Origin of the sequence: Streptomyces sp. NPDC015032 (genome assembly GCF_043080425.1) — a bacterium.
GTDB lineage: Bacteria > Actinomycetota > Actinomycetes > Streptomycetales > Streptomycetaceae > Streptomyces.
Genome location: NZ_JBIBVN010000017.1, coordinates 43,399 through 54,373 on the forward strand (window position 1 = coordinate 43,399; position 10,975 = coordinate 54,373).

The window sequence follows — 10,975 nt, forward strand, 5'->3', positions numbered from 1 at the left end:
GCCAACGGGTCCGCCGACCGCGGTGCCCCGGCAGTGGCAGAATCGAGCCAGACGGGCGCCGTCCGCCGCCGGGAGCACCGCCCCGGCCCCCCAGACCCCGCAGGAACGATGAGCACGTACCGCGACTTCACCCACCGCGGCTCCGCCCGCGCCACCGTCCTGCGGACCGTGGGCACCCGGGAGCGGCGCTCGCACCTCACGGCGCCGCGGGTGCCGACCGTCGGCATCGACATCGGGGGTACGAAGGTGATGGCGGGTGTCGTCGACGCCGACGGCAACATCCTGGAGCAGCTGCGCACCGAGACGCCGGACAAGTCCAAGAGCCCCAAGGTCGTCGAGGACACCATCGTCGAGCTGGTCCTGGACCTCTCCGACCGGCACGATGTGCACGCCGTCGGCATCGGGGCGGCCGGCTGGGTCGACGCGGACCGCTCCAAGGTGCTGTTCGCCCCGCACCTCGCCTGGCGCGACGAACCGCTGCGCGACGCCCTCGCCTCCCGCCTCGTCGTCCCCGTCATGGTCGACAACGACGCCAACACCGCCGCCTGGGCGGAGTGGCGCTTCGGCGCGGGCCGCGGCGAGGACCACCTCGTCATGATCACGCTCGGCACCGGCATCGGCGGCGCGATCCTGGAGGACGGACAGGTCAAGCGCGGCAAGTACGGGGTCGCAGGTGAGTTCGGCCACATGCAGGTGGTGCCCGGCGGGCACCGCTGCCCGTGCGGGAACCGCGGCTGCTGGGAGCAGTACAGCTCCGGCAACGCCCTCGTCCGCGAGGCCAAGGAGCTGGCCGCGGCCGACTCCCCGGTGGCGCACGGCATCATCGAGCGGGTCAAGGGGAACATCCCCGACATCACCGGGCCGCTCATCACCGAACTGGCCCGCGAGGGCGACGCGATGTGCGTCGAGCTCCTCCAGGACATCGGCCAGTGGCTCGGCGTCGGCATCGCCAATCTGGCCGCCGCCCTCGACCCCTCCTGCTTCGTCATCGGAGGCGGCGTCAGCGCCGCCGACGACCTGCTGATCGGCCCCGCCAGGGACGCCTTCAGGCGTCACCTCACCGGCCGCGGCTACCGCCCCGAGGCCCGGATCGCGAAGGCACAGCTCGGCCCGGAGGCAGGTATGGTCGGCGCCGCCGACCTGGCCAGGCTGGTGGCCCGCAGATTCCGCCGTGCCAACCGTCGCCGCGTCGAGCGGTACGAGCGGTACGCACAGATCTACGACCAGGCCGCGAGCACCATCCGTAGCACGCGCAACACTCGCACCTCCTAGGGACCTCCACAGACATGACCGCAGCCGAGCACCCCGTCCTGCCGCGCCAGTCCTCGCCGCCCGACGACGACAGGCCGCCGCAGGACCGGCGCCGGATGATCCGCCGTCGTCTGATCACGGCGACCATCATCGTGCTGCTCATCGGCATTCCGGCCGGCTACCTGCTGATCTCCGCGGGCCAGAGCCGCCGCTCCGGCCAGAACAAGGAGGCCGAGGCCGCCGTGCAGGGGCTCCGGGAGGGCTGGCCGTCCCGGCTGCAGCGCCGGATCTTCGAGCTCCCGATGCCCGGCAACTCCCTGGACGTGCAGTACTACGAGACCAACAACTGGAAGACCAGCCGCCTGTACGTCAAGTTCCGCACCACGTCCGCCGGGCTCGACCGGTTCCTGAGCCGGCTGGGCAGCGGCCGCGCCGAGCTGGAGACGGGCAAGGTCACCATCGGCGTCCGTGACCAGGAGGTCTCGGGCTGGAGCTTCAACCCCGGGGTCGAGTGGGCGGGCACCACACACACCAACAAGGACCCGCGGCCCACCCAGGACATCACCGTGAACATGACCGATCCGATGAACCCTGTCGTCTACGTGGTATCCGCGGCGACTCCCTGACCGGAAGCCGGCGGGCCGCTCACCGGCCCGCACCGCGCCCCACGTCCTTCCTCTCCCTCCCGGTGCCCGGCCGCTGCACGGAGTCGGTGGACGGGCACGGGGACCACGGGACCGCGGTGGTGCCGGTGCGTCAGGGGCGGTCGGTCAGGTAGCCGCCCATGGAGGTGAAGTACTCCGTCGCGGGCATCTCCCGGCCTTCCTCGGTTCGTATACGTGTGAGGGCCAGGCCGTGGTTGCGGCCGGTGCGGGCGTCGGCGCCGGCGACGATCACCACGCCGTCGCCCTCGCGGTAGAAGATGCGGCCGGGCGTACCGCCGTAACGGTTCTGGGACACGACCGCGGCGAGGACTTCGAGACGCTTGCCCTTGTGGAAGGTGAAGGCACTGGGGTACGGCTCGGACTGGGCGCGGACCAGACGTTCGAGGTCTTCCGCCGGCCAGGTCCAGTCGATGCGGATGTCCTCGGTGGACCGCTTGTGGAAGAAGCTTGCCCGGGAGCGGTCCTGCTTGGTGAACTCCGTCCGCCCGGCGGCGATGAGGTCGAGGGCGCCGATGGTGACCGGGGCGATGAGGCCGACGGTCTTGTGGAAGAGGTCGGTGGCGGTGTCCGCCGGTCCGACCGGGACCGCCTCCTGCCGGACGATGTCGCCGGCGTCGAGTTCGTCGTCCATCATGTGCGCGGTGACGCCCACTTCGGGCTCGCCGTTGATCAGGGCCCAGATCAGCGGGGAGAAGCCGGCGTACTTCGGCAGCAGCGAGTCGTGGACGTTCAGCGTGCCGTGGCGCGGGAGGCCGAAGATTCGCGGGGGGATCCACGTCCGCCAGTTGTTGGCCACGATGATGTCCGGGGCCGCTTCCTCCAGGCGTTCGAACAGCTCGTCGTCGTCGGGGCGGTTGCGGATCAGAACCGGGACGCCGTGCTCTTCGGCGAGGTCGGCGACGGAATCACTCCAGATCTTCTCGTACGCGTGCTCGCTCTTGGGGTGCGTCACGACCAGTACCACGTCGTGCTCGGAGTCCAGGAGGGCTTGCAGGGTCCGGTGCCCCCAGGTCTGGTAACCGAACATGACGACCCGCATGGGGTTCCTCCTCAGGGCAGGGTGAGACCGACGGCAAGTAAAGCAAGGCTTACCTTAGTTTGCAAGAGAGTGATTTCGGGCCTGGGTTGACGGGGTGTCAATAGTCGTGCGCCCGATTTGCCCGGTCGACAGCATCGAGTGATTAGCTTAGGCTCGCCTAAGTTAAATTGGGCGGCTCCGTCGATGTGCCCACTCTTTCGTACCTTCCCCCACGCCTGACAGGCGGCTTTCCCGCACGATGGGAGTGACATGTCACAGGGTCTTCCTGGCGACGCACCACTGGTCCACGACCTCATTGGCATCGGCTTCGGCCCCTCCAATGTGGCCATGGCGATCGCGCTCCGCGAGCACAACACACACGTCGGCAGGCAGGAGCCGGTCACCGCTCACTTCTTCGAGCAGCAGCCGAGCTTCGGCTGGCACCGCGGCATGCTGATCGACGACGCCACCATGCAGGTGTCCTTCCTCAAGGACCTGGTGACGCTCCGGAACCCGGCCAGCGAGTTCAGCTTCCTCTGTTATTTGCAGAGCAAGGACCGGCTGATCGACTTCATCAACCACAAGAACCTCTTCCCGCTGCGGGTGGAATTCCACGACTACTTCGAGTGGGCGGCGGCCCAGGTCGGCGACATGGTCTCCTACGGCCACGAGGTCGTCTCCGTCACGCCCTTCGTCCACGACGGTGCCGTGGAGTACCTGGACGTGACCGTCCGGTCGGGGGAGGGGCTCGAAGTCCACCGGGCCCGCAACCTCGTCATCGGTACCGGGCTGCGCCCCCTCATGCCGGAGGGCGTGGAGCGCGGCGACCGTGTCTGGCACAACTCCGATCTGTTGCGCAAGGTCGGTGGACTGGAGGGCACTTCGCCCTCGCGGTTCGTCGTCGTGGGCGCCGGACAGAGTGCCGCGGAGAACGTTGCCTACCTGCACCGCCGCTTCCCCCGGGCCGAGGTCTGCGCGGTCTTCTCCCGCTACGGCTACAGCCCCGCCGACGACAGCAGCTTCGCCAACCGGATCTTCGACCCCGGGGCGGTCGATGATTACTTCGCGGCGCCCGAGAGCGTCAAGAGCCGGTTGATGGCCTATCACGGAAACACCAACTACTCCGTGGTGGACATCGACTTGATCGACGACCTGTACCGGCAGATGTACCAGGAGAAGGTCCTCGGCACCGAACGGCTGCGCTTCCTGAACGTGTCCCGGGTCACCGACGTCGAGGAGACGCCCGACGGCGTGCGTGCCACCGTGAAGTCCCTCGTCACGGGCGAGAAGACGCACGTGGACGCCGATGTCGTGGTGTTCGCCACCGGCTACAGCCCCGCCGATCCTCTCGGCCTCCTCGGCGAGGTCGCCGACCGCTGCCTGCGCGACGACGAGGGCCGCGTCCGCGTCGAGCGCGACTACCGCATGGCGACGGACCCCGGTCTGCGCTGCGGAATCTACCTGCAGGGCGGCACGGAACACACGCACGGCATCACGACGGCCCTGCTGTCCAACACCGCGATACGGGTCGGCGAGATCCTGGACTCGCTGCTCGACCGGGGTGCCGGGCCCACCTCCGACGAGGTCCGGCCGGTCGCCGACGGCACCGGCAGCACCGTCCGCTAGTCCGTCCACGGGTTCGGCACCCAGCGCGCCCCGGCCATGGCACCGGTCGAGCTGAGCGAGGACCCGCTCCGCAGCGCTCTGCAAGGGGACCAGGGCGCGAGCGACGGTGCGGGCACCCCCGTCCTGGGGGTGAGGCCCCACCGGCCATGTGTCCCCGGTGGATCAGAGGGATGGCGTACGTCGACATGTGTACGACCGCAGTTGAGCGCCCCGCGCCCGGGGGCACCACAGGGGCCCGGCCGCGGCGTCTGGTGGGTCTGGGCCTGCTGGTGGTGGTCCTCGTGATCGCCGCGGCGGTGTCGCTGGCCGTCGGCGCACGGGCGTTGAGCCCTGCCGAGGTCTGGCACGGGCTGTTCGCGGTGCCCGACTCCGACCAGCGGCTCACAGAGATCAGGCTCATCGTGCAGACCGTGCGGGTGCCCCGGACGGTCCTCGCGATCGTGGCGGGCATCGCTCTGGGGGTCGGCGGTGCGCTGATCCAGGGGTACACACGCAACCCCATCGCCGACGCGGGCCTGCTGGGGGTGAACTCCGGCGCCTCGTTCGCCGTGGTGTCGGTGATCGCCGTATTCGGGTTCACCGACCCGTTCCAGTACGTCTGGTTCGCCTTTGCGGGGGCGGCGGTCGCCGGCGTCGTCGTCTTCGGGCTGGCGAGCATCGGCCGGGGTGCGGGCAACCCGTTGACGCTCGCCCTGGCAGGGCAAGGGATCACGGTGTTCCTCGCGGCGATGACCACGGCGGTCGCGCTGTCCGACCAGAAGTCGCTGAACGCACTGCGGTTCTGGAACGCGGGCTCCGTGGCAGGTGTCGGATTCGACGTCATCTGGCCGGTGACCGCGTTCATAGCGGTCGGACTGGTGCCGGCGCTGATCACCCTGCCGGCCCTCAACCTGCTCAACCTGGGCGACGACGTGGCGCGGGGGCTGGGAGTGAACATCGCGCTGACCCGGACCACGGGCATCGTCGCCATCACCCTGCTGGCGGGCGCGGCCACGGCGGCGTGCGGCCCCATCGCGTTTCTCGGGCTCATGGTGGCCCATGTGGCCCGGTACCTGACCGGACCGGACTACCGCTGGCTGGTGCCGTACGCAGGTCTGCTCGGATCCGTCGTCCTGCTGGTCTGCGACATCGTGGGGCGTTTGGTGGTGCGGCCCGGCGAGTTGGACGCGGGTGTCGTGGTGGCCCTCCTCGGGGCCCCGTTCTTCGCGGTTCTGGTGTGGCGAGGAAAGTTCAAGAACACATGAACGGGACAGACGTGAACCCATCGGTGGCGCCGGGCGTGCGGCTCGGCCACGTGTCGTTCGTATGGCGGCCCTGGCTCGTCCTGGTCACGCTGCTGCTGTTGGCGGCGACCTTCCTGGTGTTCTGCCTCTCCATCGGTGTCGGGGACTTCCCCATCGGCCTGTCCCGGGTGATCGCCACGATCCTCGGCCGGGGCGAACAGGTCGACGAGTTCGTGGTCATGGATCTGCGGATGCCACGTGCCCTGGCCGGTCTCGTCGTGGGGATCGCGCTGGGGATGTCCGGGGCGATCACGCAGTCCGTCGCACGCAATCCGCTCGCCAGCCCGGACATCCTGGGCATCACCGGGGGAGCCGGTGCGGTCGCGGTGTTCCTGGTGACGGTGTCGGGCGGGGCGGCCGCGGCGGTCGTCGGCTCGGTGGGCCTGTCCGCGGCGGCGCTCGCGGGCGGTCTCGGTACGGGTCTGCTGGTGTACCTCCTGGCATGGCGGCGCGGGATCGACGGCTTCCGGCTCATCCTCATCGGTATTTCGGTGAGCGCCTTGACGGAGGCGATCACGACATGGCTGCTGGTCTCGGCCGACATCAGGGACGTCGCCAGGGCGCAGGTGTGGCTGGTGGGTTCGTTGGACGGCCGGTCGTGGGACGAGGTCCGGGTGGCGTTCTGGTGCACGCTCGTCCTCGTCGTCGTCGTGGCCGGTGCCGCGTTCCAGTTCAAGCCGATGCACCTCGGCGACGAGGTCGCCGCCGGCCTGGGCGTCCGGTACTCGAGGGTGCGGGCGATCCTGCTGTTGTGCGCGGTCCTGCTGGCCGCTGTGGCGGTGAGTGCGGCGGGCCCCGTTCCGTTCGTCGCTCTGGTGGCGCCGCAGGTGGCGATGCGTCTGGCGAAGTACCCGACGCCGCCGATGGTGGCCTCCGGCCTGGTGGGAGCGTTGCTGTTGATCGGGTCGGACCTGGTCGCGCGCACGGCGCTGCCGATCACTCTCCCGGTCGGTGTGGTCACCGCCGCGATCGGCGGCCCGTTCCTCGTCTATCTGCTGGTGCGGGCCAATCTCCGGTAGACGGTAGAAAAGTAAGGCAAACCCAAACAAGGGGGGCTTGTGGTCGCTCAGTTCATCACCGGGACCGAATCCGGGACCGAGGACGTCTCGCGGTTGGCAGCCAGGGGAGTCACGGTCGGGTACGGCGGCCGGACAGTGATCGACGATCTCGACGTGGTGATCCCCCCAGGGGTGATCACCACGATCATCGGCCCCAACGGCTGTGGGAAATCAACCCTGTTGCGCACCCTGACGCGGCTGCTCAAGCCGGCCAGGGGGACGGTCGTGCTGGACGGCGAGGACATCGTCGGGCTCCGGACCAGGGACGTGGCGAAGAAGCTCGGTCTGCTGCCGCAGGCGCCGGTCGCGCCGGAGGGGCTGACGGTGGCCGACCTGGTCGCCAGGGGGCGCCATCCGCACCAGAGCTGGCTGCGGCAGTGGTCGTCGGACGACGCCGGCGTCGTGGCGCGCGCACTGGCCATGACCGGGGTGTCCGAGTTGGCCGACCGGCCGGTCGACTCGCTGTCCGGTGGACAGCGACAGCGCGTCTGGATCTCGATGACCCTGGCCCAGGGCACCGACCTGCTGCTGCTGGACGAGCCGACCACCTACCTGGACCTGGCGCACGCGATCGACGTGCTCGACCTGGTGGACGACCTGCACGAATCGGGATGCACCGTGGTCATGGTGCTGCACGACCTCAATCTGGCCACGCGCTACAGCGACAACCTCATCGTGATGCGGGCGGGATCGATCCTGGCCCAGGGGCACCCGCGTGACGTGATCACCGCCGAGTTGCTGCACGAGGCGTTCGGGCTGCACGCCACGGTGATCGACGACCCTGTGGGCGATCGGCCGCTCATCGTGCCGATCGGCCGTACGCACGTCCGGCTCGATCCGTAGGCCGTGGCGGCCGGGGTGACGAGGTGATGCCGGCCGGTGGCCGAGCGGTTCTCGAAGTGATCCGGGTCCGGGCGGACTTCGGTGCGCGGCAGCCGTGCGCGATGCCGACGGTGCTCCGCGAATTCTTCCGGCCGGCCACGGCGGGTGTCGAATTCCGTGCCCGTACACCCGCGGCGGATTGCCGGGCATGCGCCGGGCGGGCGCGGGTTCGAGGCCAACTCGTGCCCAGCGAGGGAAAGTTCAATAAGTTAGGCTAGGCTGACCTTACTTACGTAGGATACGGTTGGCCGCCCTGGCACGGGGGCGCAGTGGACAGCGCGAAAACAAGGGATTCCGAATGCTTCTCCATCGAACGACGCCTGTGAAGCCGTGGCGGCGGCTGGCGGCGATCCTGTCCGCCGCGACCCTCGGCGTCGGCCTCCTGGCGGGATGCGGTTCCGACTCGGCGGACAAGAAGAGCGGCGACGCCCCGGCCGCCGCCGACGGTGCGTTCCCGGTCACCGTGGAGCACGCATTCGGATCCACGAAGATCACCAAGGCTCCCCGGCGGGTCGTCTCCGTGGGCTACACGGACGACCAGGCCATCCTGGCGCTCGGCATCAAGCCGGTCGGCATGGTCGACCAGTATCCGAACCCGGCGGGCAAGTCCCCCGACATCAACACCCAGTGGCCCTGGGTGAAGGACAAGTGGGGCGACACCCGCCCCGAAGTCATCATGAAGAACGGCGACTCGGGCCCCAACTACGAGAAGATCGCCTCCCTGCGGCCGGACCTGATCATCGCGGTCTACTCCGAGATCGACCGGGCCGCCTACGAGAAGCTCTCCAGGATCGCCCCGACGGTGGGCCGCACCAAGGATGAGAAGGAGCCCTTCAGCGCGCCGTGGCAGGACAACGCGGTGCACATCGCCAAGGCACTCGGCAAGGAGGACGAGGGTGCCGGGCTGGTGCAGGGCATCCAGGACAAGCTCGACGCGGCCGGCAAGGCACACCCGGAGTTCGCGAACCAGACCGCCGTCGCGCTGTCCTGGTACAAGGATTCGCTCGCCCCGTTCACCACCACCGACGTGCGCGGACGACTGGTGACGGGCATCGGCTACAAGGGTGCGACGAAGATCGACGAGATCGCGGACGGCAAGTTCTTCACCGTGCTGTCCCCCGAGCGCATCGACCTGGTCGACGTCGACCGCATCTTCGTCATCAACGACAAGGCGGACACGGAAGCGCTGAAGAAGTTCGAGCTGTTCAACAACCTGTCCGCCGTCAAGAACGGCAAGGTGTCGTACCTGCTGGACAGCGAGGGCCCGGCGGTCGGCGCGGCCATGTCCCAGGGCACCCTGTTGTCCTTGCCGTACGCGATCGACGAACTCGTCAAGTCGGTCGGCTAGAGATGGCGATCGAACTGTCCCGTCCCCGGCGAGATCTGGTCTCGATGTGAGTGCCACCGACGCCCGCAGCGCCCCGGCGACCCTCCGCACGGCGACCGGAGGCGAGGCCGCCGGATGGGTCGCCGCGCACTGCCGCCGGACCCCGTGGCTGACGCTCTCCACCGTCCTCACCACAGTGGCCGGGGCGGCGCTCCAGGTGCTCCCGGTCCTTCTGCTGGGCCGGGTGGTCGACGAGGTGGTCAAGGGCGAGTCGCGTTCGGTGCTGGTGACGGTCGGGGTGTTGATGGGGGCCGCCGCGCTGCTCGGCGCGGCGGCCACCGCGGTGTCGACGTACCTGATCGGGCGGCTGGGAGCGGATCTGCTCGCACGGCTGCGGGAAGGCGCCGTCCGTGCGGTGCTGGGGATGCCGAGCGCACGCATCGAGCAGGTCGGTCGGGGTGACGTGCTGTCCCGGGTCGGTGACGATGTGGCCGTGCTGTCCAAGGGCATCCGGACGGCCATCCCCACGGTGTTCTCGGCCGGAGTGCTGGTCGCCATCGCCACCGTCGGCATGTTCGGACTGGACTGGCGGCTCGGCCTGGCCGGCGCCGGCGCGCTGCCCGCGTACGCGCTGGCCCTGCGCTGGTATCTGCCCCGGTCCGCACCGCTCTACCAGAAGCAGCGGGTGGCCCAGGCCGACCGTGCGCAGGCGCTGATCAGTGGTCTGAACGGGATCGACACGGTCCGGGCCTACCGCCTCGAGGGCGCCGTCCGTGAGCAGGTCACCCGCGAGTCGTGGCGGGTGCGTGATCTCGGCGTCGAGGTGTTCCGGTTCTTCGGCCGGTTCGTCGGCAGGGAGAACCGCGCCGAGTTCATCGGGCTGGTCCTGATTCTTGTGGTGGGGTACGCCCTGTTGGAGAACGGTGCCGCCAGTCTGGGTGAGGTGTCGGCGGCCCCGCTGATGTTCCACCGGCTGTTCACGCCGCTGGGCGCCATCATGTTCACCTTCGACGAGGCGCAGAAGTCGGGCGCGAGCCTCACCCGCCTGGTCGGGGTGGCGGGGGAGCCCGCGGAGGACCGGTTGGTGGGCGACGTGTCCGTCGCACCGGCGGACGCCGGGCCACATCCGGTGACGGTGGAGGGACTGACCTTCGGCTATCCCGACACCGAGGAGCCGGTCCTGCGGGACGTGAACCTGTCCATTCCGGCCGGCGGTTCGCTCGCTCTGGTGGGGGCGACGGGTGCGGGCAAGTCGACCCTGGCCGCGCTGATCGCGGGCATCGGGACGCCGCAGGCCGGGTCGGTGCGCATCGGGCCGCACGACCTCGCCGGTCTGGACGAGGCCGGGGCGCGGGCCCTGGTGAGCATCCTGACGCAGGAGACGTATGTGTTCTCGGGTGCGCTCGCCGACGACCTGCGGCTCGCCGCGCCCGGGGCGAGCGACGCCCAGTTGAGGGACGCGTTGCGCACGGTCGGCGCAGACGGGTGGCTGGAGCTGCTGCCCGACGGGCTGAACACCCTGGTCGGCGAGGGCGGTGAGCGCCTGGACGTCACCAAGGTCGCCCAGATCGCCCTGGCCCGGCTGGTGTTGAGCCGCTCACCGGTGGTGGTGCTCGACGAGTCGACCGCGGAGGCGGGCAGCGAGGGTGCCGCCGAGCTGGAGCGGGCCGTGCTGGCCGCCTGCTCGGGCCGGACCACGCTGTTCGTGGCGCACCGGCTGACCCAGGCGATGGCGGCGGACCGGATCGCCGTACTGGACGCGGGACGCGTGGTGGAGGAAGGGACGCACGGGGAGTTGGTGGCTCTGGGCGGCCAGTACGCGCGCCTCTGGCGTGCCTGGCGAGAAGGTAGTTAGGTAAACCTTA

At 69.7% G+C, this 10,975-nt stretch carries 9 protein-coding genes; 8 read left to right on the top strand and 1 reads right to left on the bottom strand.

The genetic code is table 11. The features are described from left to right. Positions 1-108: 108 nt before the first annotated feature. Both ACF08M_RS23330 and ACF08M_RS23335 read left to right on the top strand, forming a co-directional pair. Positions 109-1,272: an ROK family glucokinase gene (locus ACF08M_RS23330; protein ID WP_392187194.1), complete on the top strand. Its 1,164-nt coding sequence runs from the start codon at positions 109-111 to the stop codon at positions 1,270-1,272. 14 nt (positions 1,273-1,286) lie between these two features. Further along, complete coding sequence (locus ACF08M_RS23335; RefSeq protein ID WP_392187195.1) at positions 1,287-1,877, top strand: hypothetical protein; 591 nt, start codon at positions 1,287-1,289, stop codon at positions 1,875-1,877. Between the two features lie 130 nt (positions 1,878-2,007). On the opposite strand, the gene ACF08M_RS23340 is transcribed toward ACF08M_RS23335, so the two are convergent. Beyond that, positions 2,008-2,955: a methionyl-tRNA formyltransferase gene (locus tag ACF08M_RS23340; protein WP_392187196.1), complete on the bottom strand. Its 948-nt coding sequence runs from the start codon at positions 2,953-2,955 to the stop codon at positions 2,008-2,010. Between the two features lie 249 nt (positions 2,956-3,204). Here ACF08M_RS23340 and ACF08M_RS23345 point away from each other — a divergent pair, with 249 nt between their 5' ends. The 6 genes from ACF08M_RS23345 to ACF08M_RS23370 all read left to right on the top strand — a co-directional run bounded on the left by ACF08M_RS23345 (position 3,205) and on the right by ACF08M_RS23370 (position 10,965). After that, positions 3,205-4,560: a lysine N(6)-hydroxylase/L-ornithine N(5)-oxygenase family protein gene (locus ACF08M_RS23345; RefSeq protein WP_392187197.1), complete on the top strand. Its 1,356-nt coding sequence runs from the start codon at positions 3,205-3,207 to the stop codon at positions 4,558-4,560. Between the two features lie 170 nt (positions 4,561-4,730). Next, positions 4,731-5,804: a FecCD family ABC transporter permease gene (locus tag ACF08M_RS23350; RefSeq protein ID WP_392187198.1), complete on the top strand. Its 1,074-nt coding sequence runs from the start codon at positions 4,731-4,733 to the stop codon at positions 5,802-5,804. After that, positions 5,801-6,862, top strand: a complete 1,062-nt coding sequence (locus ACF08M_RS23355; protein WP_392187199.1) for a FecCD family ABC transporter permease — start codon at positions 5,801-5,803, stop codon at positions 6,860-6,862. The genes ACF08M_RS23350 and ACF08M_RS23355 overlap by 4 nt, the downstream gene beginning before the upstream one ends. 39 nt (positions 6,863-6,901) lie before the next feature. Further along, a complete protein-coding gene (locus tag ACF08M_RS23360) occupies positions 6,902-7,744 on the top strand; it encodes an ABC transporter ATP-binding protein (RefSeq protein WP_392187200.1) in 843 nt (280 codons plus the stop codon). A 337-nt stretch (positions 7,745-8,081) separates the two neighbouring features. After that, positions 8,082-9,131, top strand: a complete 1,050-nt coding sequence (locus ACF08M_RS23365; protein WP_392187201.1) for an iron-siderophore ABC transporter substrate-binding protein — start codon at positions 8,082-8,084, stop codon at positions 9,129-9,131. Positions 9,132-9,177: 46 nt separating this feature from the next. Then, on the top strand, positions 9,178-10,965 hold the full coding sequence (locus ACF08M_RS23370) for an ABC transporter ATP-binding protein (protein WP_392187202.1): 1,788 nt from the start codon (positions 9,178-9,180) through the stop codon (positions 10,963-10,965). The last annotated feature ends 10 nt before the right edge of the window (positions 10,966-10,975 follow it).